Genomic DNA, 24,947 nt, shown 5'->3' with positions numbered 1-24,947 from the left:
TACGGCGCTGCCGCTCCGTTAGCCACCGCTGCGCCGCTATGCCCGGCTCCGTGCGAACGCCTGGTACCAAGCCACCGCATCGGCATTCGCCATCGCATCGCGCTTCATGACCTGTTCCGCCGCCGCGCCGAGCAGCAGCTTCTTGATCGGCAGCTCCATCTTCTTGCCCGACAGCGTCCGCGGAATCGCGGTCACCTGGTGGATCTCGTCCGGCACATGCCGCGCCGACAGTGCCTTCTTGATCGACGCCCGCAGCCGCTGCTCCAGGTCCGCCTCCAGCGCCACCCCGTCCCGCAACTGCACGAACAGCAGCAGGCAGCTCGGCCGTCCGAGGTACTCCAGGTCCACCACCAGGCTGTCCAGCACCTCCGGGTGCGCCTCCACGGCGCGATACAGCTCGGCCGTCCCCATGCGGATGCCATGCCGGTTGATCGTCGCGTCCGAGCGCCCGTAGATGATCCCGCCGCCCGACGGCGTGATCCGCAGCCAGTCGCCATGCCGCCAGATCCCCTCGCCGTTCGGGCCGCGGTACATGTCGAAGTAGCTCGACAGGTAGCGCTCGTTGTCCTGGTCGCCCCAGAAGTACAAGGGCATCGACGGCATCGGCCGCGTGCAGACCAGCTCGCCGACCTCGTCGATGAGCGCACGGCCCTGGCCGTGCGCGTCGGCCTCCGAGAACGCATGCACCGCCGCGCCCAGGCTCCGCACCTGCATCTGGCCGCGCACCAGCGGCTCGGTGATCAGACCGGTCAGGAAGGCGCCGGCGAAGTCGGTGCCGCCGCTGATGATGCAGATCCAGATGGGCTGCCCGTCCGGCTTGGGGCAGTGCGCCCAGATCCAGTCGTAGCTCTCGTCCGCCAGCGGGCTGCCGGTGCTGCCGACCGCGCGCAGGCGGCTCAGGTCGCCATGGCGCATCGGTTCGACTCCCGCCTTCAGGCAGCTCGCGTAGAACGCCGCCCCCGCGCCGAAGAAGGTCGCGCCCGACAGCGCCACGAAGCGCCACAGCGTGCTCCAGTCCGGCGCGTCCTTCGGGCCGGCGGGACTGCCGTCGAACAGGCAGATCGTCGTGCCGCCCATCAGCGCGCCGACCTGGCAGTTCCACATGATCCAGCCCGTCGAGCTGTACCAGTGGAAGCGGTCGCCGGTGTCCGCCGTCGCGCCGACGTTGTTGTGGATGGACCCCTTGAGCATCTCCAGCAGCACGCCGCCGTGCCCGTGCACGATGGGCTTGGGCAAGCCGGTCGTGCCGCTGGAGTAGACGATCCATAGCGGATGGTCGAAGGGCACCGGCTCCGGCACGCGCGACACCGGATGGGCGACCAGGTCGTCCCAGCGATGCGCACGCCGCGCCGGGCGGTCCGCGCCGGCGTCCCGCGAGAGCGGCGCGGGATCCGCCCGCGGGTCGAGGTTGGCCAGCAGCACGACATCGCCCACCGTGGGCAGCTCGTCGAGCAGCTGCGCCAGCATGCCCATGCGGTCGATCTCCTGGCCGGCGTAGCGCACGCCGTCGGCGGCAATCAGCACGCGGGGCTCGATTTGACGGAAACGGTCCAGCACCGCCACCGGTCCCATGTCCGGCGAGCACACCGACCAGATCGCGCCCAGGCTGGCCACCGCGAGGAAGGCCACCGCCGTCGCCGGCACGTTGGGCAGGTAGGCGACGACTCGATCGCCGCGGCGCACGCCAAGCTCGTGCAGCGCGGCCGCCAGCGCGCCGACCTGGCGCTGGAGCGTGGGCCAGCTCAGTTCGCCGAGTTCGCCCCGGGCCAGCATCGCCTCGTCGGCATGCACGATCGCCGGGTGGCCGGCAGCGTCGGCGGCGTCGACATGGCGCAGCGCCTGCGCCGCGACATTCAGCGTGGCGCCGCGGAACCACACCGCGCCCGGCATGCGCTCCTCGCAGAGCGCCGCTTCGAACGGCGTGGAAGAGCGCAGGTCGAAGTGGTCCCAGATGCTGCGCCAGAACGCGTCCAGCTCCGTCACCGACCAGGCCCACAGCGAGGCGTAGTCATCGAAGACCAGGCCGTGCTGCTCGCGCAGGAAGCGGCGGTAGTGGTCGATCTGCGGCGTCGGGACCATGCGACTCTCCTTGTCGAGGTCGGGAAGGTAGCGCAGATCCGGCGGGGGGCGCGTCACGCGTGCGACCGGGAGTGAGAGTCAGCGCGGGGGCAGCTTCGTCGTGTCGATGTCGACGTAGGGCCAGAAGATCTGGTTGAAGTACGGCCGGCGGAAGCCGATCAGCCAGGGCTGGGCCAGGTCGTTGACGATCCGGTGCACGCGGAACTTCTGCGGCATGTAGGCGGTCAGCAGCTTCTGTGCATCCCGCAGCAGCGCGGCGCGCTCCGGGCCGTCGGGCAGCACCATCATGCGGCGATAGATCTCGTCGTAGCGCGCCAGCTTGAAGCGGCCCAGGTTCTGCCCGCCCGAGGCCGGCCCGTACATCAGCTCCAGCCCGAGCTGCGCATCCGGCGTCGAGCTGTTGAAGCCCAGCTGCCAGATCATGAGCTGCCCGGCGCGCGCCGACTTCAGGTTCTCCGGCCACTGCGCGGTCCGGATGCGGATCTGCACGCCCAGCTTGTCCATGTCGCGCTTCCACAGCTCGTCGTAGGGCTTGGAGCGCGAGTCCGGCGAGGACGCGATCTCCAGCACCAGCGGACGGCCGTCAGGCTGGTCGCGCCAGCCGTCGCCGTCCTTGTCGACATAACCGTAGGTGTCGAGCAGCGCCTTGGCGCGCGCCAGGTCGAAGTCGCCGTTCTCGCTCTTGTAGTCGGGGTCGTAACCCCAGGTCATCGGCGCCACGACCGACTGCGCCGGCACCGCCTGGTGGCGGCGCGTGCGGGTGATCTCGGTGGCGATGTCCGTCGCCAGGCCGATCGCGCGCCGCAGCGCGACCTTGTCCGGCGTGTAGCCGCCGACCGTCGGATCTTCCATGTTGAAGTAGTACATCGTGCGGTCGCTGGCCAGCACGCTGTAGAGCTGGATGCCCTGCTTCTGCAGGTTGGGCGCGATCCTGCCGTGCGGCGCGGCCACCTCCGCGTACTCCTCGGGCAGCAGGTAGAGCAGGTCGAACTCGCGGTTCAGGAAGGACAACCAGCGCGGCTGGCCCTCCTCGATGATGCTGATCTCGACCGCGTCGATCATCGGCAGCCTGCGTCCCTTGAAGCGCGCCAGCAGCGCCTGGCCCTCGGCATCGCCGGGATTGGGCTGGGCGTCGTAGAACACGTCGCGGTAGCCGGGGTTGCGCACCAGGCGGATCAGCGAACTGCGCCGCCAGCGGTCCAGCATGAAGGGCCCGGTGCCCACCGGGTGCTCCATCGTCTTGCCGGCATAGGCCTCGATGACCTCGCGCGCGACCGCGCCGTAGGTGTCGCCGCCAGCGAGGTTGTAGAGGAAGCGCGGACGCGGCTCGGCGAGCCGGAACTGCAGCGTGTAGCGGTCCAGCGCGCGCACGCCCTCGACCGGCCGGTCGTAATCGAAGGGGCGCTTGCTCTTCAGCGCCTCGACCCGCAACTCCTCCAGCCCGAGGATCCCTTCCTGCTTGAAGGTCGAGTACAGCGGCGCCTTGGTCGCCGGATCGTAGAAGCGCTTGAGGCTGTAGACGTAGTCCTCGGCGGTCAGCTCGCGGCGCCGGCCCTTGAAGGCCGGGTCGTCGGCGAAGTAGATGCCGGGCCGCAGCCGGATCGTCCAGGTGCGGAAATCGTCGGACACCTCGGGCATCGCCGCGGCCGTGTTGGGCTTGAGCTTGAACGGCCGCGCCAGGTAGTCGTAGTTGTAGAGCGATTCGAAGATGTGGGCGGTGACGATGCGCGAGTACAGGTCGCTCAGCTGCGCCGGATCGAAGCCGGTCTCGGCCACCAGGAAGGCGTAGCGCAGCACCTTCTCCGGCTGTGCCGCGGGCGCCTGGACCGAGGGCGAGCCGCCCGCCGGCGGCGGGGACGCCGCGGCGCCGGCGCCCGTCGCGACGGCCAGCGAGGCCGCCATCAGCCCCAGCGTCCAGGCTCCGCGGCGCATGGCGCCGGTGATCCGATCGAGGAAGACGCCGTGCGGGACGGCATTCGGAGCGGGGCGGCGTGCGCGCATGGACGTCGGGACCTCGGAGGCTAGTGCTTGAACTTCGCGGCGGCGTCGGGATCGATGTCCACGTACTCCCACCAGTTCTGCCAGAACTGCGGCCGGCGGTAGCCGATCAGCTGTGGCTGGGCGATGTCGGTGATGAAGCGGTGGCCGCGGTACTTGTAGGGCATGTAGGCGGTGGCGTAGCGCTTGGTCTCGTCGAAGATCTTGAGCCGCTCCGGCCCGTCGGGCAGGTGCGAGGCCTCGTCGTAGAGCTTGTCGACGGCCGCCAACCGGAAGCGCGCGTAGTTCTGCGCGCCGATCTGGCCGCTGTACATGCGCGCGAGCGAGTCCTGCCCATCGGGCTTGGCCGCCGAGGTCGCCAGCGACCAGATCTGATAGCGGCCGGCCCGCAGCGCCTTGAGGTTCTCGGGCCACTTGGCCGGCTTGAACGCGATACGCAGCCCCACCGCGTTGAGGTTCTTCTGGACGATCTCGTCGATCTGGCGCTGGAACTGCTCCGGCGTGGTCAGGCTTTCCAGCACCAGCGGCGAGCCGTCGGGCCGGTCGCGCCAGCCGTCGCCGTCCTTGTCGACATAGCCGTACAGGTCCAGCAGCGCCTTGGCGCGCGCCGGGTCGAAGCTGCTCATGTCGCTCTTGAACGCCGGGTCGTAGCCGGTCGTGCCCGGCATGTAGAGCGACTGGGCCGGGATCGCCTGGCCGCGGCGCACCAGCCGCAGTTCGCGCTCGACATCGATGGCCAGCGCGATCGCCCGGCGCAGCGCGATCTTGTCCGGCGTGTAGCCGCCCACCAGCGGGTCCTCCATGTTGAACACGGTGAACAGCACGTCCGAGGCCACGGTCCGGTAGGCATGCTTGCCCTGCTTGGCGAGGTTGGGCGCCAGCTTGCCGTTGGGCATCGCCTGGTTGATGAAGTCCTCCGGCGTGCGCTCGATGAAGTCGTACTCGCCATTGAGGAAGGACAGCCAGCGCGGCTGGTTCTCCTCGATGACGCCGATCTCGACGCGATCGATCATCGGCAGGCGGCGGCCCTTGAAGCGCGCCTTGAGCGCCTGGCCCTCGGCATCGTCCGGCGCGGGATCGACCTCCTGGTCGTAGAAGCGCTCGCGGTAATGCGGGTTGCGCTCCAGCACCATCAGCGAGCTGCGCCGCCACTGCTTGAGCACGAAGGGCCCCGTGCCCACCGGATGCGCCATCGAGTCGCCCGGATAGGCCTCGATCACCTCGCGCGCGACCGCGCCGTACAGGTCGCCCTGCGCGAAGACCTCCATCAGGCGCGGCCGCGTCTCCTTGGTCCTGAACTGCAGCGTGTAGCGGTCCAGCGCGCGCAGGCCCTCGATGGGCTTGTCGTAGTCGAAGGGCTTGCCGGACTTGCGGACCTGCGCGTGGTACTCGTTGAGTCCAAGCAGCTCGAGTTCCTCCACCTCGCTCCACGACGGCGAGGCCACAGCCGGATCGGCGAAGCGCTTGAAGGTGTAGACGTAGTCCTCGGCCGTCAGCTCCCGCCGCCTGCCCTTGAAGGCGGGATCGTCCGAGAAATAGATGCCGGGGCGCAGCTTGACCGTCCACAGCTTGTAGTCGTCGGCGCTCTCCGGCAGCGCCGCCGCGGTCAGCGGTTTCATCTTCGCGGGACGCGCCAACTGGTCGTAGGTGTAGAGCCCCTCGAACATGTGGGGCGTGACCATGCGCGAATAGAGGTCGCTGACCTTGGCCGGATCGAAGCCGGTCTCGGCGACGCGGAAGGCGTAGCGCAGCACCTTGGGGGCCGAGGCCGAGGCCGGGGACGCCGCGGATGCCGGGGACGTCGCGGGCGCGCTCGCGCCGTCCGTCGCCTGCGCGGCGCTCAGGCCGGCCAGCGCCAGCAGGGACGCGAGGACGGCCCCGCGCAGGTTCGAGGACGGGCGGCGGGCGCGGATCGTCGTCATGGCGGGGCGGTCGTCGAAGCGCTCAGGGCTTCTTGTTCACATGGGCCTTGGCCAGCGCGTCGGTGTCGATGTCGACGAAGGTGTAGAAGTCGCGCTGGTAGAGGTTCTTGTCGTAGCCCAGCACCCAGGGCTGGGTGATGTCGGTGTAGATGCGGTGCACCTCGACCTTGTAGGGCATGTAGGCCGTCAGCAGCCGCTGCGCATCCTGCATCACCGCGACGCGCTCGGGACCATCGGCCATCGAATGCTGCTTGCGGTACAGCGCGTTGAACTCGGGCAGATCGAAGCGGGCCTTGTTCGACTGCCCCTTGCTGCCGCCGTAGGCCAGGCCCAGGAAGTTCTCGCCGTCGGGGATGTCGGCGCTCCAGCCCATGCCCCACATCTGCAGCTTGCCGGCGTTGGCGGCCTTCAGGTTCTCCGGCCACTTGGCGATCTTGAACTTGATGCGCACCTTCAGCGCATCCATGTCCTTCTGCCAGAGCTCGACGAGCTGGCGGTTGCGGCCATCGGGCTGGGTCGCGTACTCGAGCACCAGCGGGCTGCCGTCGGGCAGGTCGCGCCAGCCGTCGCCGTCCTTGTCGACGTAGCCATACAGGTCCAGCAGCGCCTTGGCGCGGGCCGGGTCGTACTGGCTCATCTCGGTCTTGAAGGCCTTGTCGTAGCCGGTCACGCCCGGCGAGATGATGCCCTGCGCCGGGATCGCCTGGCCCTTGCGGGGCAGCCGCACCTGGCGCTCGACGTCCACGCCCAGCGCGATCGCGCGGCGCAGCGCGATCTTCTCCGGCGTGTAGCCGCCGACGACCGGGTCCTCCATGTTGAAGTAGGACGCCGAGATGTCCGCGCGTTCGTAGCGGATTGCCCGCATGCCGTCCTTGGCGAGGTTGGGCGCGAGCTTGTTCTGCGGGATCGCCACCGGCGCGAAGTCCTCCGGCAGCTCGTCCATGAAGTCGAATTCCTTGCGCAGGAAGGCGAGCCAGCGCGGCTGGGATTCCTCGATCACCGAGATCTCGACCCGGTCCACCATCGGCAGCTTGCGGCCCTGCAGCTTCTTGACCGCCTCGACCAGCGCGGCCGGGCGGTCCGGGCCGACCTCCTCGTGATAGCGCACGTCGCGGAAGTTGGGGTTCTTCTCCAGCACCATGCGCGAGGAGCGGCGCCACTCGGCCAGGCGCCAGGCGCCGGTGCCCACGGGGTGCTCCATGATTCGGTCGCCGTAGGCCTCGACGACCTCGCGCGCGACGATGCCCACCATCGGATCGGCGAAGTGGTACAGGAAGCGCGGATCGCTGTTGGCGACGCGGATCTCGACCGTGTAGCGGTCCAGCGCGCGCACGCCGTCGACAGGGCGCGCGTAGTCGAACGGCGTCTTGTTCTTCAGCGCCTCGGCGCGCACCTCGGACAGGCCCAGGATCTTCGCGCCCTCCAGGCGGTAGAGGTGGCCGCTCTTGTTGCGCGGGTCGTAGTGGCGCTTGACGGTGTAGACCAGGTCCTCGGCCACCAGTTCGCGCTTCTGGCCCTTGAACGCCGGATCGTCGGCGAAGTAGATGCCGGGCTTGATCTTGAAGACGAAGCGCTTGTGGTCATCGAAGACCTCGGGCAGCCCGTCGGTGATGTTGGGCTCGAGCCGGTAGGGCCGCCCCAGGAAGCTGTAGCGCAGCGGCGCGTCGAAGATCGCCGAGGTCACGTTGCGCGAGTACAGGTCGGTGACCTGCACCGGATCGAAACCGGTCTCCGCCACGCGGATCGCGTAGCGCAGCACCTTGGGCGCGGGGGTGGCGGCCTCGTCGGCGGCGCGGGCGGTCGACGGGATCACCGTGAACATCGCCAGGGCCGCGAGGGATGCCGAAAGTAAGAGCGCCTGGGATTGTGTCCCGGCCATGCCGCGTCGCATCTGGAAGCCGTCCTTGAATTCGAAAGCGCGCCAGTCTAGTGGGCGATGTCCGCGCCCGCCATGCCAACAACCCCGAGAGCGGGACCCGCCCCGTCGCCAGGGCGCACTGCGGATGGATGCGCCTGCTTCCACGAGCGTGCTTCATCAGTTTTCTTCGATGGATTCAGGGCAAATGCCGGTGCGGCGGTGAGAGGCGCTCACGTAGACTCGCGCGTGATTTTTCGACCCGCAGGCCCCGGCCGTCACAAGCGTCCGGGGTTTGTCTTTATCGGTCGCCGGACGCTCGCGCGATCCCGGCGGCGCTTGCTTGGAGTCCCGCGGTCATGGCGGCATATCTCATCAGGCGCCTGTGGCAAATGATCCCCACGCTGTTGGGCGTCGTGCTGCTGGTGTTCTTCCTCTTCAAATGGTTTGGCGGCGATCCCGCCGAAGTGCTGGGCGGCCTGAACGCCAGCCAGGACCAGATCGAAGCCATCCGCGAGCAGCTCGGCCTGAACAAGCCAGTGTGGGAACAGCTGCTGATCTTCCTGCAGCAGATCGTGACCTTCGACTGGGGCAAGAGCTGGGCGACCAACGAGTCGGTGGCCAACCTCTTCGCCACGCGCATGCCGGCCACGCTGACGGTGATGCTGCCCATCCTGGTGCTGGAGGTGATCCTGGCGATCCCCTTCGCGCTGGCCGTGGCCTACATGCGGGGCAGCCTGACCGACCGCGCGGTGATGATCCTGACCACGGTGGCGGTGTCGATCTCGCTGCTGGTCTACGTGATCGTGGCGCAGTACGTCTTCGCGTTCCGGCTGGGCTGGTTCCCGGTGCAGGGCTGGAGCGACTCGCTGTGGACCAACCTGACGACCTACGCGCCGCTGCCGGTGTTCGTCGCGGTGGCGGTGGCGCTGTCGCCGTACACGCGGCTGTACCGCACCTTCTTCCTCGACGAGATCGGCCACGAGTACGTCCGCACCGCGCGTGCCAAGGGCCTGACCGAGAAGACCATCCTGCTCAAGCATGTGCTGCGCAACGCGATGATCCCGATCATGACCAACATCTCGGTGGCGCTGCCCGGCGTGTTCGTCGGCTCCTTCCTGCTGGAGGTCTTCTTCTCGATCCCGGGCCTGGGCCGCGAGATCCTGCTGGCGGTCAACCGCAACGACTATCCGGTGATCCAGGCCTTCGCGATCTACATCGCGGCGCTGACGATGGTGGTGAACCTCGTCACCGACCTCCTCTACAAGCTGGTTGATCCCCGGGTGGTCCTCAAATGAGCGCAGTGCTGTCCAACCAGACCGCGGTCGCGGCGCCGAAGCGCTCGCAGGGCGTGTGGGCCGCTTCGTGGCGGCGCCTGAAGTCCGACAAGGTCGGCGTGTTCTCGATGGTGGTGGTGGCGCTGTCGCTGCTGCTGGTGCTGGCCGCCGGCCTGGGCCTGGTGGCCCGCGACTGGCAGAAGGAGACCGGCGTGCCGAATGCGCCGCCGACCTTCATGGGCCCCGCGCCCGCCGAGGCGGCCGGCGCGATCGCCCAGCCCAAGGGGCCGAACGTCGACCTCAGCGACATCGACCCGCTCGCGCCCAAGTACGCCGAGTGGACCGAACGGGCCAAGCAGTACAAGACCGACGAGGCGCCGCGCGCGCAGACGCTGGCCTTCGGCGCCGACCGGCTGGGCCGCGACGTGCTGGCCAAGGCGATCAAGGGCGCGGAGATCTCCATCATGGTGGGCGTGCTGGCCGCGCTGGTGGCCACCCTCATCGGCACGGTGCTGGGCGCGCTGTCGGGCTTCTACGGCGGCAAGGTCGGCGACTTCCTGGAGTGGGTCTACAACGTCTTCACGGCGATGCCCAACATCCTGCTGATCTTCGCGTTCGCCGTCGTCTTCGGCCGCGGCGTGCTGCCGGTGGTGATGATCCTGGGCTTGGCGGGCTGGACCGGCATCTACCGCCTGGTGCGCGCCGAGTTCATGAAGCATTCGGTGCGCGAGTACGTGCGCAGCGCCGAGGCCATCGGCGCGAGCAAGGCCTCGCGCATGTTCAAGCACATCCTGCCCAACGTGTCGCACGTGGCGCTGGTGCAGCTGTCGCTGCACGTCGTGGGCTTCATCAAGAGCGAGGTCATCCTGTCCTACCTGGGCCTTGGCGTGAGCGTGGACCAGGTGTCCTGGGGCACGATGCTGGCGGAAGCCCAGAGCGAGCTGATCCTGGGCTACTGGTGGCAGCTGGCCGCCGTGACCGGTTTCATGGCGGTGTTCGTCACCGCGTTCGCCCTCTTCACGGATGCGCTGCGCGACGCGCTCGATCCCAAACTGCGCGGTCTGGAGTAACGCCATGCTGTTGAGCATTCAAGACCTGAAGGTCGCCTTCCGCATGGGCAGGACCGGCGGCGTGATGCAGCGCCAGCTGGCCGTCAAGGGCGTGAGCTTCGACATCCCCGAGAACCGCACCGTCGCGCTGGTGGGCGAGTCCGGCTCCGGCAAGAGCGTGACGGCGATGTCCATCCTCAACCTGCTGCCCGACAACGCCGAGCGCAGCGGCGCGATCCTGTTCCAGGGGCGCGACCTGCTCAAGACCTCGCTGCGGGAGCTGCAGTCGGTGCGCGGGCGCGAGATCGCCTGCGTGTTCCAGGACCCGATGAGCTCGCTGAACCCGGTGTTCCCGGTCGCGGACCAGATCATGGAGCCGCTGATCAAGCACCTGGGCATGAGCCGGCGCCAGGCGCTGGTGCGCGCCGAGGAGCTGCTCAACGAGGTCGGCATCCCCGACCCGAAGCGGCGGCTCAAGAGCTACCCGCACGAGATGTCCGGCGGCCAGCAGCAGCGCGTGATGATCGCGGTGGCGCTGGCCTGCAATCCCAAGCTGCTGATCGCCGACGAGCCCACCACCGCGCTGGACGTGACCATCCAGCGCCAGGTGATGGAGCTGATGGCCAGGCTCAAGGACACGCACAAGATGAGCATGCTGTTCATCTCGCACGACCTGGGCGTGGTGGGCGAGATCGCCGACCAGGTCGTGGTCATGCGCCATGGCGAGGTCCGCGAGCAGGCCCCGGTGGCCGACATCTTCCACAACCCCCAGGACGCCTACACGAAGGCGCTGCTGGCCTGCCGGCCCTCGCTGACCGAGAACCCGGCGCGGCTGATGGTCATCGACGACCACATCGCCGGGCGCGCGGCGCAGGGCGCGGGCAAGGCCAAGGATCCGGCCGCGCCGGTGATCCTGGAGGTCAAGGGGCTGCGCAAGAGCTTCTTCTTCAAGTCGGGCCTGTTCGGCAAGACCGAGTTCAAGGCCGTCAAGGGCGTGGACTTCCAGCTGCGCAAGGGCCACACGCTGGGCGTGGTGGGCGAGTCGGGCTCCGGCAAGACCACGATGGGCCTGACCCTGCTACGCCTGCACGAACCCACCGGCGGCGAGGTGCTCTTCGAGGGCCGGGACCTGCTGAAGATGACGGGTCCGGACTGGCAGAAGATGCGCCGCCGGATCCAGGTGGTCTTCCAGAACCCGTATGCGTCGCTGAACCCGCGCTTCACCATCTCGCAGACGCTGCTGGAGCCGATGGAGATCCACGGCATCGGCGCCAGCCACGAGGAGCGCCTGGCCACCGCGAGCGCGCTGCTGCGCAAGGTCGGCCTGGACGAGAGCGCGCTGCACAAGTACCCGCACGAGTTCTCCGGCGGCCAGCGCCAGCGCATCGCGATCGCGCGCTGCCTGACGCTCAAGCCGGAGGTGCTGGTGCTGGACGAGGCGGTGTCGGCGCTGGACGTGTCGGTCCAGGCCCAGGTGCTGAACCTGCTCAAGGACCTGCAGGACGAGTTCGGCCTGAGCTACATCTTCATCAGCCACGACCTGGCGGTGGTGAAGTTCATCTCCGACGAGGTGCTGGTGATGCAGCACGGCGACGTGGTCGAGCAGAACGACGCCCGCGCGCTGCTCCTGGCGCCCCAGCAGGAATACACGAAGCGCCTGCTCGGCGCCGTGCCGCGCGGCTACCAGGGGCGAGAGTCGGCGGCCGCCTGAGTCACCAGATCCTCGGAATTTCACGTCCTCCGCTTTTTCAGCAAACGCTGAAAATGGACGATTTGGTGAAATTCCTTGACTTGTTCACTGGATTTGCTAATTTCAGCGCATGTTGAAATCTGGCGATCCAATGAACCCCGACAAGGCGGTCGAACTCCTTCGAGCAGCCTTGCTCGAAGTCCCGGGTGTCGACCGGATGGAGATCGTGACCTCTTCGGCGGTCGCTGACACGCCGATCGACTTCGTTTGCCGCGTGACCGTCCACGGTCGCGAACACGTCCTGGCCGGCGAGGTGAAGTCCAACGGACAGCCTCGTCATGTGCAGGCCGCGCTGTTCCAGTTGAAGCGCTATGTGGAGCAACAGCTGGGCGTGGTCATCCCCCTGTTCGTTGCCCCCTACCTGTCCGAGGACGCTCGAGCCCTGTGCGTCGAGAGCAACGTCGGCTACCTCGATCTGCAAGGCAATGCACGAATCGCGTTCCCTGGGTTCTTCCTGTCGCGCACCATGGCCGAAAGGCCTGCATCCGAGCGGCGGGAGTTGCGCTCGCTGTTCAAGGCCAAATCCGCAGCAGTGCTGCGCTGCCTGTTGCGCGAACCGTCCAAACGCTGGCGCGTTGCCGACCTCGCAAGGGAGACGCTCGTCAGCGTGGGTCATGTGAGCAACGTGCGCGCCAGTCTCCTGGATCGGGGCTGGGCTGAGGTATCGGAAGAAGGCGTTTTCCTGGCGCGCCCGGACGGCCTGCTCGACGCCTGGCGCGCCGAATACGCACCGCCTTCGGGCGAGCGTCGAAGCTTCTACACCACCCTGCATGGCGGAGCCTTCGACGATACGCTGCGCGCGCGCGCGCATGAACTGGAGGGATCGGCCATCCTGTCCACGTTCTCGGCCGCGAAATGGTTGGCGCCCTATGGACGCACCAGCGTCGACTCCTTCTATGCGGATCGGAACGGCGCTGACCTGTTGTGTCGTACGCTGGGATTGGTGACCGCGGGCCGCGGCGCCAATGTCGATATCACGGTGATCGACGATCCGGGCTTCTTCCGTGATGCCATCGAACCCGTTGCTGGCATCCGCTGCACAAGCGTCGTTCAAACCTACCTCGACCTGTTCGCCTCGGGCGAACGAGGCCGGGAGGCGGCCGACCACCTTCGGCAGGAGAAGCTGCAATGGAAGAATTGACCGTCAACAGGCTTCAGAGTTCCGGCGACTACGACGACCGCACGACAGCGGCGGTCAAGTCAGTCCTGATCGAAGTCGGCCAGATCCTGGGCGACTTCAAGGGAAAGTTTGCCGTCGTGGGAGGGTCCGTCCCATGGCTGCTGCTGGCCCAGGACGGCGACATGCGCCACGTGGGCACGCTCGACGTCGACTTGGGACTCGACTCGGAAGCATTGGGCGACGGCGAATACGCGCATCTTGTCGAATCGCTGCTGTGCCACGGCTACCGGCAGCGCAAGAACCTCAAGCGCTTCCAATTGGTTCGCCAGATCCTCCCGGTGGACGGAGGCCCCTCCATCGACGTGATCGTCGACTTCCTGATGCCGCGGGACGCCGTCATCGCAAGGAATCGTCCCCCGCTGGTCGAAGACTTCGCTGTACAACGCGCCAGTGGTGCCGAGTTGGCGCTTCGCTTCAAGGAGTTCGTCGCCATCTCGGGAACGATGCCCAATGGGGGTAGCAACAAGGTGGAAGTGGCGGTGTGCTCGATTCCCGCGCTATTGGCGATGAAGGGCTACGCCATCGAGAACCGCTATAAGCAGAAGGATGCCTACGACATCTACTACTGCGTGCGCAACTACCCCGGGGGAATTGCGGCGCTGTCGGCGGCATGCCGTCCTTTGCTGGATCACGGGGACGGCCGAAAGGGCTATGACTTCATTGCCGGCAAGTTCGATTCGCCGGATGGATTCGGGCCGACTTGCGTGCGCGAGTTCGTGGAGAGGCACCGCGTCCTGGAGGACCGCACGCCAGACCAATGGCAACTGGACGCGTTCGGTCAAGTCGACGCCTGGCTGCGCGCCCTTGGCCTTCGACTTTGAGAAGCTCTCGAGCGCCCACGCAGAAAACCCAACTTTCCACAACCGCGAAGCCGGGGGCCCCGCGAACTCGCGGCCCCCTCCCACCACCCTCCAAAGCGGTGGCTAGAATGGCTCGCAAGTTTTGTGCCGTCAGGATTCCCCCATGTCGCTTCGTCGCCCCTTGCTGTTGTCGAGCGCGCTCGCGCTGGCCCTCGCCGCGCCCTGGGCGCAGGCCTCCAAGGACGACCGCACGAAGCCGCTGAACCTGGTTTTCGACCGCGAAGGCGCGATCGACAAGGTCCGGCAGCGGTCCGAGTTCAACGGCAACGTGATCATGACCAAGGGCTCCATGGAGCTGCGCGCCGAGCGCATGGACGTCCAGGAGACCAGCGACGGCTACTACCAGGCCTACGCCAACGGCACCTCCGCCAAGCAGGTCCACTTCCGTCAGGACCGTGACACCCCGGGCGAGCGCATCGAGGGCCGCGCCGACCAGATCGAATACGACACCCGCACCGAGACCATCCGCCTGGTCGGCAACGCCGAGGCGCGGGTGATGCAGGGCGACCAGCTCAAGCAGGCGCTGTCCGGCGCCACGCTGAACTACGACAACCGCACCGAGCGCCTGGTCGTCGAGACCGGCGCCGCCTCGCCGCATCCCAGCGGCCGCGGTCGCGTCGTGCTGATGCCGCGCAATGCCGCGAGCGAACCGCCGCCGGCCAGCAGCGCCCCGCTGCCGCTGCGTCCCAGCATCAACCTGACGCCCCGCCAGTCGCCCCAGCAATGACCCAAGCCCGCACGAACACCTCCCGGAGCCGCCTGCAGGCCTGGGGGCTGCAGAAGTCTTACGGCGTCAGGAAGGTGGTCAAGGACGTCCACCTCGACCTGCACAGCGGCGAGGTCATCGGCCTGCTGGGCCCCAACGGCGCCGGCAAGACGACCAGCTTCTACATGATCGTCGGCCTGGTCCGCGCCGACGCCGGCGAGATCCAGATCGACGGCCGCCCGGTTCAAACCCTGCCCATCCACCAGCGCTCGCGCATGGGGCTGAGCTACCTGCCGCAGGAGGCCTCGATCTTCCGCAAGCTCAATGTCGAGGAGAACATCCGCGCCGTGCTCGAGCTGCAGCTCGACGACAAGGGCAAGGCCTGGTCGTCCGCGCGCATCGACGCGGAGCTGGACAAGCTGCTCAACGAGCTCTCGATCGAGAAGCTGCGCGACACGCCCGCGCCGGCGCTGTCCGGCGGCGAGCGCCGGCGCGTCGAGATCGCCCGCGCGCTGGCCACGCAGCCGCGTTTCATCCTGCTGGACGAGCCCTTCGCCGGCGTGGACCCGATCGCCGTGCTGGAGATCCAGCGGATCATCCGCTTCCTCAAGCAGCGCGGCATCGGCGTGCTGATCACCGACCACAACGTGCGCGAGACGCTGGGCATCTGCGATCGCGCCTACATCATCAGCGAGGGGGCGGTGCTCGCCGAAGGCACGCCCCAGCACATCGTCGAGCACCAGGACGTGCGCAGGGTCTACCTCGGCGAACACTTCAAGATGTAGGGCCGGAGCCGGACATGAGGCCGACGCTACAGGTTCGCCTGTCCCAGCATCTCGCGCTGACGCCTCAGCTGCAGCAGTCCATCCGTCTGCTGCAGCTGTCGACGCTGGAGCTCCACCAGGAGGTGGAGCAGATGCTCGCCAGCAATCCGCTGCTGGAGACCGACGAGGAATTCGACGCCCCGCTGCCCACCGCCACGCAGGAGCGCCTGACCGAGCGCGAGGAACGCGAGGAGCGCGTCGCGCAGACCGAGTCCGAGGCGCCGTCCGGCGACGCGCCCGCGGGGGAGGAGATGCGCGCCGAGGAATTCGGCACCACCGAGCGCGACGACTGGGAGAACGGCACCGAGGGCGACGACTTCGACGGCATCCGCGAGACGCCGGGCAGCGCGGCCTCGTCCTCGGGCGACGACGACGAGCGGCCAGAGACGGAGGCGCCGTCGGAATCGCTGCAGGACGTGCTGCGGGCGCAGATCCCCGGCATGAACCTGAGCGCGGTGGACCGCGCGGCGTTGCTGGCGCTGATCGAATCGCTGAACGAGGACGGCTACCTCGAGGATCCGCTCGAGGAGCTGGTCGCCGCGATCCTGGGCGAGGAGGCCGACGCGGAGCAGCGCGAGGAGTTGCTGGACCGCTTCAAGGTGGCGCTCAAGTGGCTGCAGTCGATGGAGCCGTCCGGCGTCGGCGCGCGCGATCTGTCCGAATGCCTGGAGCTGCAGCTGCGCACGCTGCCGCGCTCGCCGGAGCAGGCGCTGGCGGTCGTCGTCTGCCGCCGCCATCTGGACCTGCTGGCCAAGCGCGACTGGCGCCGGCTGATGTCGCTGACCGGCGCCGACGAGGAACTGCTGCGCGACGCGCAATCGCTGATCGCCGGCCTGGAGCCCAAGCCCGGCCGCCGCTACGCACAGAGCGACAACCGGCCGGTCATCCCGGACGTGATCGTGCAGAAGGCCGGCCGCAACTTCCGCGTCTCGATCAACCCGGACGTGCTGCCCAAGCTGCGCATCAACGAGCTGTACGCGCAAGCGCTGCGCGCCACGCGTGGCGGCGTCAGCAATTCGCCGCTGGGCGGGCAGCTGCAGGAGGCGCGCTGGTTCATCAAGAACATCCAGCAGCGCTTCGACACCATCCAGCGCGTCAGCGAGGCGATCGTCGAACGCCAGCGCGGCTTCTTCACCCATGGCGAGCTGGCGATGAAGCCACTGGTGCTGCGGGAGATCGCCGATGAACTCGGGCTGCATGAGTCGACCATCTCGCGCGTCACGACGGCCAAGTACATGGCCACGCCCTGGGGCACCTTCGAGCTGAAGTACTTCTTCGGCTCCAGCCTGTCGACCGAGGCGGGCGGGAATGCCTCGAGCACGGCGGTGCGGGCGCTGATCAAGCAGTTCATCGCCGCCGAGGACGCCACCAGCCCGCTGTCGGACAGCCAGCTCTCGACGATGCTCGGCGAGCAGGGCATCACCGTGGCGCGCCGCACCGTCGCCAAGTACCGCGAGGCGCTCAAGCTCGCGCCAGCCAACCTGCGCAAGGCGCGCTGAGCGCCAACCCCGCGTCGCGGGGCAGCAGCCCCGATCGCCTGTCGGTGGGACAATCCGCCGCTTGATCCCCGGGCGCTGCGGCGCCCGCTTCCTCACGCCGCCCCACGATGTCCGATTCCGCCTACCACCTGTTCCTGCCCTGCGCCGCCGGCGTCGAAGACTGGCTGGAGGCGGAGGTCCGCGACATCCTCGGCCCGGACGAATGCCTGGACGGGCCCAAGGCCTTCCGCGGCGGCGTGGGCCTGTACGGCACGCTGGCCGCGGTGATGCGGCTGAACCTGCACAGCCGGCTCGCGCAGCGGGTGCTGATCGAAGTGGCCCGCGAGGAATACCGCCACGAGGACGACATCTACGCGATCGCGCGCACCGTCGACTGGACGCGCTGGATCACCCCGCGCCAGACGCTGCGGGTGGACACGACGGCGCAGCGCTCGCCGCTGCACAGCCTGAACTTCGCGACCCTGCGGGTGAAGGACGCCGTCTGCGACGTGCTGCGCGAGGCCAGCGGCGAGCGCCCCAGCGTCGACACGCGCTGGCCGGACCTGCCGCTGCAGCTGCACCTCACGGAATACCTGGCGACGGTCTATGTCGACAGCTCCGGCGAATCGCTGTTCAAGCGCGGCTGGCGCGAGGACAAGGGCGATGCGCCGCTGAAGGAGACGCTGGCCGCGGCGATGCTGGCCGCGGCGGGCTGGAAGGGCACGCGCGAGGCGGGCGGCGCGCTAAGCGATCCGTGCTGCGGCTCGGGCACCATCCCGGTCGAGGCGGCGACCATCGCCTGCAACATCGCGCCGGGCATCCAGCGCCGCTTCGCCTTCGAGAAGCTCGCGCCGTTCCAGCCGCTGCTGCCGGCCTGGCGCGCGATGAAGGACCAGGCGCGCGCCGCGGAGCATCCGCCCGAGGTCCCGATCTTCGCCAGCGACGTGTCGTTCCGGATGGTCGACTTCGCGCGCCGCAATGCCGAGCGCGCGGGCGTGGCGCAGTACATCCAGTTCAACGGCGGCGATGCGCTGGAGCGTCCCGCGCCGAAGCTGCCGGCGGACATGCCCGGCACGCTGATGCTGAACCCGCCGTATGGCGAGCGGATCGAGGTGCGCGGCAAGGCCGGTGCGCACCGGATGGACGGCGGCGCGCTGTCCGAGGAACGCGACGCTGGGGACGACTTCTTCCCGCGCCTGTCCGCCCACTGGAAGCGCGCCTACACGCAGCACGAGGCGGGATGGACGGCCTGGCTGCTGTGTCCGGAGATGAAGCTGCCGAGCAAGATGCGGCTGAAGGAGTCGCGCCGCATCCCGATGTGGAACGGCCCGATCGAATGCCGGCTGTTCAAGTTCGACCTGGTGGCCGGCTCCGCGCGCCGGCAGAACGCTGGGACCACTGACTCCGACGAATAACTTCGCCGGGTGGGGGCCTCCTTGTTGGGGATGCGGTCACCCCCTACGATGCGATTTCTTTCCGACGGAAGGACCGAGATGATTCACGCCGAACTTGGCCCCGACCTGGAGGCCATCGTGCTGGATCTGATCGAGAGCGGAAAGTATTCGTCGCGCACGCAGGTGCTGCGCGACAGCGAGGAGTTGAAGGACTGGCGGGAGGCGCAACTGCGCGCCTTCGATGCCTCGGTTGACCGAGCCGTCGCGGACATCAAGGCCGGGAAGGGCATCCCTCTGGATGAGGCCTTCGAGACTTTGCGTGCAGAGTTCCCTCTGCTGAGGCATCGCGACGAATGAAGGTCTGCCTCCAGCCGGAGGCATTGGACGACCTGCGCGACGGCGCGCGACACCGCCCGGCTACTGCGCGCCTTTGAATAGTCGAGACCGTTGACATGAACGACATCCCGTACGCGCCCCGACAGCAAGCGGAACGCTATCAGGCATTCCGCGAACTGCTGGACCGTCGCTTGGCGACACCATCGTCGGAGTACATCCCGGTGGACGAGGCCTTTGAGCAGCTCTACCGCGAATTGGGAATCGAAGCGCTAGAGGACGCTTCAGGATCCGCTGAGGGATAGCCAACCCAGCACCGCCAGCGGCGCCGTATCCGCCCGCAGGATCCGAGGACCCAGCTTCGCGGCGCTGAAGCCTCGCGCGCGGGCCGATTGCTCCTCGGCCTCGCTGAGGCCGCCTTCGGGGCCGCTGAGGACCACGATGCGTCCCGCATCGCCCGCCTTCGACGCCAGCGCCGACAAGGGCTGCGCCGCCACCGGGCTCAGCAGCCAGCGCTGTTCGTCAGCATCGTCGGGCAGCTCCGCCAGCCACTGCGCCAGCGTCTTCACCGCCGCCACCTGCAGCGGTTTCGACCGCCCGCATTGCTCGGCCGCCGCGATCGCGACGCCCTGCCAGTGCGCCCGCTTCTTCTCCGCCCGATCGCCCTGCAGCCGCAGCACCGAGCGCTCGCTCATCAGCGGTTGGATCGCCACCGCGCCCAGCTCGCAGGCCTTCTCGACGATGCCGTCCATGCGGTCGTTGGCCGGCATCACGACCGCCAGCGTCACCGCGCGCTTCATCTCGCGATCGACCGGCTGCCGGGACTTGAGCGCCACGCGGACCTCGCTGCGGCCCATGGCCGTCACCGCGGCGGTCCACTCGTCCCCGCTGCCGTCGAACAAGGTGACCTCATCGCCAGGCTGCAGCCGCAGCACCTGCACATGGCGCGCCGCGCCGGGCGGCAGCGCCAGTTCAGCCTCGAGCGCGAGCGCGCCCAGCGGCTGCTCGACAAACAACCTCGCCGCCAAGCCTCACCCCTTGAGCTTCTGCACCCAGGCGGCGAAGGCGCTCATGACCTTGCGCAGGAAGGCTTCCGTCTCCGGCTTGGCCAGGCTGCCGTCGTCCTTGAACATCTCGTTCGCGCCGCCGAGGTAGACCTCCGGCGACGGCAGCAGCGGCGCGTTCAGGCAGGCCAGCACCTGACGCAGGTGGTGATGGGCGCCGAAGCCACCCAGCGCGCCCGGCGACAGCGTGATCACCGCCGACGGCTTGCCGTCGAAGGCGTTGTGGCCGTAGGGCCGCGAGCCCACGTCCAGCGCATTCTTCAGCGCGCCCGGGATCGAGCGGTTGTATTCGGGGCTGACGAACAGCACGGCGTCCGCCGCCTTGATGGCGTTGCGGAACTCGACCCAGGGCGCCGGCGGCTCGGCCGCCTCGTCCTCGTTGTAGAAAGGCAGCTGGCCGATCTCGACGATCTCCAGCTTCAGCTCGGCCGGGGCCAGCTGCGCCAGCGCGAGGGCCAGCTTGCGGTTGAACGAAGCCTTGCGAAGGCTGCCGACGAGTACCGCGACGCGATAGGGCGAGGACATGGATGTGCTCCCAACAAAGGAAGGACCGCCCCAGGGCGGTCCGGTTCAGTTGAAGCCCAGTGTCGCACGCAGTTCGTGGGCCGCGGCGTCGCCCTTGGTGGCGCGCACGCGGTCGATGATGTCCAGCGCCAGCGTCTGCAGCTGGTTCATGTCGCTGCACTGCTCGACCTCGAGCGCCAGCTTGTAACCCTTGAGCAGCCCCTGCTGCTTGGCGAAGGTGCTCAGCGCGGTGTAGAGCTGCGCGTAGTCGAGCGACGAGGTCGGCACCCCGGCCAGGCGCGAGGGCGCCGGCCGCGACGGCGAGGCGCCGCTCATGCGCGAGGACGGCCCCGCGCCCATCGGCGTCGCGATCGACGCCGGCCCCATGGGCCGCGACAGCGGCGCGCCGGCGGTCGCCTTCACCAGCTGGTGCTGGATCAGCAGTTCCAGGTCTGCCGGCGCGGCGCCCTGCACCATCGCCACCCAGTCGGCACCGGTCTTGCTGGCGTCGATCACCAGCAGCAGATTGCGGGCCACGCGCGCCTGCACCAGCGCGCGCGACTTGATTTCCGCTCTCCCGGCCTCGGTCTTTTCGTAACGTTCTTCGAGCACGGCCTTGTCTCCTCCACAGGAGGGCGAACTTTAGGCGGACACGGGCGGTTTTCGCCCGCGAGCATTCCCGAAAACTGCTACCGACTGCTACTTTTTGTCGCGCAATTCACGGCGCAACACCTTGCCCACCGGCGTCTTGGGCAGCTCGGTGCGGAATTCGATGATCCGCGGCCGCTTGTAGCCGGTCAGGTTGGCCTCGCAGAAGGCCTTCACGTCGGCTTCGGTCAGCGCCGGGTTGCGGCGCACGATCACGACCTTCACCGCCTCGCCCGCCTTCTCGTCGGGCACGCCCACGGCCGCGCATTCCAGCACGCCCGGCATCTGCGTCAGCACATCCTCGATCTCGTTGGGATAGACGTTGAAACCGCTGACCAGGATCATGTCCTTCTTGCGGTCGACGATGCGGAAGAAGCCGCGCTCGTCCACGGTGCCGATGTCGCCGGTGCGGAAGTAGCCGTCGGCGGTCATGACCTTGGCGGTCTCGTCGGGCCGCTGCCAGTAGCCGGCCATCACCTGCGGACCGCGGATCGCGATCTCGCCGGTACCGCCGGGAGGCACCTCGTTGCCGTCATCGTCCAGCAGCGTCACCTCGGTGCCGGACAGCGGCAGGCCGATCGAGCCGGTGTAGGCGGTGCTGTCGGTCGGGTTGCAGCAGGCGACCGGCGAGGTCTCCGACAAGCCGTAGCCCTCGACGATCGGGCAGCCGGTCTTCTCCAGCCACAGTCGCGCGGTGGCCTGCTGCACGGCCATGCCGCCGCCGACCGAGATCACCAGCCCGCTCCAGTCCACCGTGTTGAACTGCGCATGGTTGGCCATCGCCATGAAGAGCGTGTTGACCGCCGGCAGGCTGTGGATCTTGTGGTGGCTCAGTTCCTTGAACACGGCCGGCAGGTCCCGCGGATTGGGGATCAGCACATTGCAGCCGCCCACCCGCATCGACAGCATCAGGTTGGTCGTGAATCCGAAGATGTGATACAGCGGCAGCGCGCAGACGCTCATCAGCTGCTCGTCAGCGGGTTTCTTCTTCAGCGCCGGCTGGTACCAGGCCTCGCACTGCAACGTGTTGGCCACCAGGTTGCGATGCAGCAGCACCGCGCCCTTGGACACGCCGGTCGTGCCGCCGGTGTACTGCAGCACCGCGATGTCATTGGGGCCCACCGTCGGGCGCTTGTAGGTCTGGCCGCGGCCCTTGGCGACGGCGTCGTTGAAGCGCACCGCCGACGGCAGCTCGAAGGCCGGCACCAGCTTCTTGACCTTGCGCACCACGTAGTTGACGACCATGCCCTTGGCGAAGCCCAGCATGTCGCCCATCGCCGCCAGCACGATGTGCTTGGTGGGCACGCTCGCGAGCACCTGCTGCAGCGTGGCGGCGAAGTTCTCGATGATGACGATGGCCTTGGCGCCGGCATCCTTGAGCTGGTGCTCCAGCTCGCGCGGCGTGTACAGCGGATTGACGTTGACGACGACGAAACCGGCCCGCAGCACGGCCGCGACGGCGACCGGGTACTGCGGCACGTTGGGCATCATGATCGCGATGCGGTCGCCCTTCTCCAGGCCCAGGCCCTGCAGGTACGCGGCCAGCGCGCGCGAGGCCTCGTCGATCTGCGCGAAGCTGATCGAGCGGCCCAGCATCTTGTAGGCGGCGCGCTCGGGAAACTGCTTGAACGCGGCCTCCATCAGCTCCACCAGCGAGGGATAGACATCCGCATCGATCTCGGCGGGCACCCCGGCCGGATAGTGCTTCAGCCAGTTCTTCTCCATTGTTCTGTCTCCAAGGTACGGCGCGGATTCTCGCTGATCGCCATGCGCCCCCCATCAGGGGATTCGATAGAGCGCACAAAGTGGAGAGATGACTCCAGAACGCACCGGGAACGACCGCGATCGGTGTCGATCGCGCGTTGACGTTCAGTCATCGGCGTGCAGCGGCAGGCGCAGCAGCAGCTCGGTGCCGCCCTCGACGGCGGCATCCTCGGGCGGGCGCCAGTCGATGGCGGCGCGGATCCGCTCGGCACGCCGGCGCATGCCGCGCAGGCCATTGCCCTGGCGCAGGCCGACGGCCATGCCGCGGCCGTTGTCGACGATCGACAGCAGGACCTGTCCGCGGGCCGCGTCCACGCGCGTCGAGAACCGGACCCGCGTGGCCCCGGCGTGGTGAATGATGTTGCTCAGCGCCTCCTGCACGATCCGAATCAGCTCGCGGCCGCCGGTGCCGCGCAAGGTGGGCAGCAGCGGCACGTCGGTCAGCTGCCAGTCGAGCTCCAGGCCTGCGTCCTGCAGGCGCGGCGCCATCCGGTGCCGCAGGTTGGCCAGCAGCAGCGTCAGGTCGCCGTCGGTGACGGCCAGCGCATCGACGGTCAGGCGCATCTCGCGGATGCATTCGTCGAGCTGGCCCACCAGCGCCTGCGACGGCACGCCGCGCTCCGCGCACAGGCGCGCGGTCACGAGCTGCGAGCCCAGGCCATCGTGCATCTCCTGCAGCAGGCGCTCACGCTCCTGCGCCGCGGAACGCTGCCGCTCGCTGTCCTGCAGGTCTTCCCAGCGGTCCTGCAGCTCGCGGGTGCGCGCGTCCAGCGCGTGCTCCAGCCGCACCCGCGCCATCGCCTGGTCGCGCAGCGAGCCGACGAAGCGCCGCTGCAGCGCCACGCCGGCGATCGCGATCAGCACCGCATGGCCGACGACGTTGATGTCCACGACGCTCATCTGGCGCGACATGACCAGCGCGAAGGCGCTGACGTAAAGCCACACCCAGCCCGACAGCGCGACGGCGCAGGCCGCGGCGAGGTGGGCACGACGGCCCGACGCCAGCGCGGCGCGCGCGGCGAGCGCCGCCGCGGCCACCAGCACGACGAAGCGACTGCCCAACGCCCACCAGGGCCAGGGATGGTGGAAGTCGGTCCAGCTCCAGCCGAGCATTGCCGCCGCGGCGTCGATCACCAGCCCGAGGCCCAGGTAGGCCGCGGCCATCCGCTCCGCCCAGCCCGCGGCCAAGCCGGACAGCCGCGCCACCAGGAACAGCAGCAGCGCCTTGGACAGCACGTCGGCGACATCGAGCGCCACGCGCCACCACGGCGCGGGAAACAGCGCGCCGTTGAGCAGGTAGGGCGACAGCAGCAGCGCGGTGCAGAGGCAGAAGACGCCGGTGACGCCGTAGAGCCACTCCTGCCGCAGCGCCAGCCAAACCATCAGCATGAAGGCACCGATGACGAGGCCGGCGAGGGTCGTCGTCACGCGCGCCACCTGCCAGAACCGCCGTCCCTCCTGGAGCGCGCGGATCTGGGACGCCGGACCCAGCAGCGGCGCCGACAGCCCCGCGCCTTCGAAGCCCGGCCGCGCCAGGCGCAGGCTCAGGCGATGCGGTCCGGCAGGCAGCAATGCCGGCGGGATGCTGACCTGCAGGCGCCGGCCCGCCAGCAGCAGGCCGCGCTGCGCGAGGTCGTCCTCGTCCTCGGACACGTAGCCGACGCCCGGCCCCGAGGTGGCGATCAACTGGCCGTCCAGGTAGATCGAGGCCGCGGGCCGATGCTGGATCACCAGCCAGTACGGCACCTGCGCCGGCCGATCGAGGCGGAAGTCGAGCGCGAACCAGAGCGGGCCCGGCGCATCGGTGTCGTGGATCTGGACCGGCAGCGCCACGACGTGGCCTGGCGCGAGGGAGGTCACCGGCGTCGTCGGCGCCGTCGATGGCATCGGCGTCGGCGTGGCCGTCGCTTCGAGCGGGCGGGACACGATGGCCGACGCGGCGGGCGCCGGCAGCTGCGGATCGAGCAAGGCGCCGGGGATCTGCGCGGGGTCCAGGGCGTCGCCGGGCAGCAGGCGCGCCTCGGCCAGCCGCAGCACCTGGGGCGGCATCGCCGTCCCGTACTGCTGCGAGAACAGGTGGACGGCGCCCAGCAGCAGCAGCGGCAGCACCACCAGCAGCGCGAGCCGGCGGATCGAGATCGCCGACGTCGCCGGCCGCGCCTCCATCGCGCGAGTCCATACCGCCAAGTGGCCCCCCACGGCATCGCCAAAAGGAACGCCGGCCCGAGATGGAACCGGCGCGGCCGATGCTAGGTCAAGGGG

Annotated in this window: 20 protein-coding genes; 11 read left to right on the top strand and 9 right to left on the bottom strand. The window is 68.6% G+C overall.

Annotation, left to right across the window (positions count from 1 at the left end; genetic code table 11):
- Positions 1-36 precede the first annotated feature (36 nt).
- The 4 genes from FHT37_RS20160 to FHT37_RS20145 form a co-directional block, all read right to left on the bottom strand.
- A complete protein-coding gene (locus FHT37_RS20160; RefSeq protein WP_183483897.1) occupies positions 37-2,079 on the bottom strand; it encodes an acetoacetate--CoA ligase in 2,043 nt (680 codons plus the stop codon).
- A 78-nt stretch (positions 2,080-2,157) separates the two neighbouring features.
- Entirely contained in the window at positions 2,158-4,080 is a 1,923-nt protein-coding gene (locus FHT37_RS20155) for an ABC transporter substrate-binding protein (RefSeq protein ID WP_255489858.1), read from the bottom strand.
- A gap of 20 nt (positions 4,081-4,100) precedes the next feature.
- Positions 4,101-5,999, bottom strand: a complete 1,899-nt coding sequence (locus tag FHT37_RS20150; protein ID WP_183483895.1) for an ABC transporter substrate-binding protein — start codon at positions 5,997-5,999, stop codon at positions 4,101-4,103.
- A gap of 22 nt (positions 6,000-6,021) precedes the next feature.
- Positions 6,022-7,821: an ABC transporter substrate-binding protein gene (locus tag FHT37_RS20145; RefSeq protein ID WP_183483893.1), complete on the bottom strand. Its 1,800-nt coding sequence runs from the start codon at positions 7,819-7,821 to the stop codon at positions 6,022-6,024.
- Positions 7,822-8,213: 392 nt separating this feature from the next.
- Here FHT37_RS20145 and FHT37_RS20140 point away from each other — a divergent pair, with 392 nt between their 5' ends.
- The 11 genes from FHT37_RS20140 (at position 8,214) to FHT37_RS20090 (ending at position 19,010) form a co-directional block, all read left to right on the top strand.
- Positions 8,214-9,152: an ABC transporter permease gene (locus tag FHT37_RS20140; RefSeq protein ID WP_091730516.1), complete on the top strand. Its 939-nt coding sequence runs from the start codon at positions 8,214-8,216 to the stop codon at positions 9,150-9,152.
- Positions 9,149-10,201, top strand: a complete 1,053-nt coding sequence (locus FHT37_RS20135; RefSeq protein WP_183483891.1) for an ABC transporter permease — start codon at positions 9,149-9,151, stop codon at positions 10,199-10,201. Before FHT37_RS20140 ends, FHT37_RS20135 begins: the two co-directional genes overlap by 4 nt.
- A 4-nt stretch (positions 10,202-10,205) precedes the next feature.
- Positions 10,206-11,891: an ABC transporter ATP-binding protein gene (locus FHT37_RS20130; protein ID WP_183483889.1), complete on the top strand. Its 1,686-nt coding sequence runs from the start codon at positions 10,206-10,208 to the stop codon at positions 11,889-11,891.
- A gap of 130 nt (positions 11,892-12,021) precedes the next feature.
- Positions 12,022-13,071 carry a type IV toxin-antitoxin system AbiEi family antitoxin gene (locus tag FHT37_RS20125; protein ID WP_255489857.1) on the top strand — a complete coding sequence of 350 codons (1,050 nt, stop codon included), beginning with the start codon at positions 12,022-12,024 and terminating at the stop codon, positions 13,069-13,071.
- Positions 13,059-13,931, top strand: coding sequence for a hypothetical protein (locus FHT37_RS20120; RefSeq protein WP_183483886.1), 873 nt, complete (start codon positions 13,059-13,061; stop codon positions 13,929-13,931). Before FHT37_RS20125 ends, FHT37_RS20120 begins: the two co-directional genes overlap by 13 nt.
- A 142-nt stretch (positions 13,932-14,073) precedes the next feature.
- Positions 14,074-14,697: a lipopolysaccharide transport periplasmic protein LptA gene (gene lptA, locus FHT37_RS20115; protein ID WP_091730510.1), complete on the top strand. Its 624-nt coding sequence runs from the start codon at positions 14,074-14,076 to the stop codon at positions 14,695-14,697.
- Positions 14,694-15,461 carry an LPS export ABC transporter ATP-binding protein gene (lptB, locus tag FHT37_RS20110; protein WP_091730505.1) on the top strand — a complete coding sequence of 256 codons (768 nt, stop codon included), beginning with the start codon at positions 14,694-14,696 and terminating at the stop codon, positions 15,459-15,461. Before lptA ends, lptB begins: the two co-directional genes overlap by 4 nt.
- A 14-nt stretch (positions 15,462-15,475) precedes the next feature.
- On the top strand, positions 15,476-16,999 hold the full coding sequence (locus FHT37_RS20105; protein WP_091730501.1) for an RNA polymerase factor sigma-54: 1,524 nt from the start codon (positions 15,476-15,478) through the stop codon (positions 16,997-16,999).
- Between the two features lie 107 nt (positions 17,000-17,106).
- Positions 17,107-18,393, top strand: coding sequence for a class I SAM-dependent RNA methyltransferase (locus tag FHT37_RS20100; RefSeq protein WP_183483884.1), 1,287 nt, complete (start codon positions 17,107-17,109; stop codon positions 18,391-18,393).
- Positions 18,394-18,471: 78 nt separating this feature from the next.
- Positions 18,472-18,729: a hypothetical protein gene (locus tag FHT37_RS20095; protein ID WP_091730495.1), complete on the top strand. Its 258-nt coding sequence runs from the start codon at positions 18,472-18,474 to the stop codon at positions 18,727-18,729.
- A 95-nt stretch (positions 18,730-18,824) separates the two neighbouring features.
- Positions 18,825-19,010 carry a hypothetical protein gene (locus FHT37_RS20090; RefSeq protein ID WP_147239721.1) on the top strand — a complete coding sequence of 62 codons (186 nt, stop codon included), beginning with the start codon at positions 18,825-18,827 and terminating at the stop codon, positions 19,008-19,010.
- On the opposite strand, the gene FHT37_RS20085 is transcribed toward FHT37_RS20090, so the two are convergent.
- The 5 genes from FHT37_RS20085 to FHT37_RS20065 all read right to left on the bottom strand — a co-directional run bounded on the left by FHT37_RS20085 (position 18,990) and on the right by FHT37_RS20065 (position 24,872).
- Positions 18,990-19,721 carry a 16S rRNA (uracil(1498)-N(3))-methyltransferase gene (locus tag FHT37_RS20085; protein ID WP_255489856.1) on the bottom strand — a complete coding sequence of 244 codons (732 nt, stop codon included), beginning with the start codon at positions 19,719-19,721 and terminating at the stop codon, positions 18,990-18,992. The two genes, FHT37_RS20090 and FHT37_RS20085, sit on opposite strands and share 21 nt — an antisense overlap.
- A gap of 15 nt (positions 19,722-19,736) precedes the next feature.
- Complete coding sequence (locus FHT37_RS20080; protein WP_183483880.1) at positions 19,737-20,294, bottom strand: NADPH-dependent FMN reductase; 558 nt, start codon at positions 20,292-20,294, stop codon at positions 19,737-19,739.
- A 45-nt stretch (positions 20,295-20,339) separates the two neighbouring features.
- Positions 20,340-20,885, bottom strand: coding sequence for a hypothetical protein (locus tag FHT37_RS20075; protein ID WP_091730484.1), 546 nt, complete (start codon positions 20,883-20,885; stop codon positions 20,340-20,342).
- Between the two features lie 87 nt (positions 20,886-20,972).
- Positions 20,973-22,646 carry a long-chain-fatty-acid--CoA ligase gene (locus tag FHT37_RS20070; RefSeq protein ID WP_147239718.1) on the bottom strand — a complete coding sequence of 558 codons (1,674 nt, stop codon included), beginning with the start codon at positions 22,644-22,646 and terminating at the stop codon, positions 20,973-20,975.
- Positions 22,647-22,790: 144 nt separating this feature from the next.
- A complete protein-coding gene (locus FHT37_RS20065) occupies positions 22,791-24,872 on the bottom strand; it encodes a sensor histidine kinase (RefSeq protein WP_183483878.1) in 2,082 nt (693 codons plus the stop codon).
- Between the last annotated feature and the right edge of the window lie 75 nt (positions 24,873-24,947).

This window comes from Mitsuaria sp. BK037, assembly GCF_014193045.1.
In the GTDB taxonomy this organism is placed as follows: Bacteria; Pseudomonadota; Gammaproteobacteria; order Burkholderiales; family Burkholderiaceae_C; genus Roseateles.
The sequence above is the reverse complement of the archived record's forward strand: the minus strand, read 5'-3'. Positions and strand labels throughout refer to the sequence as shown.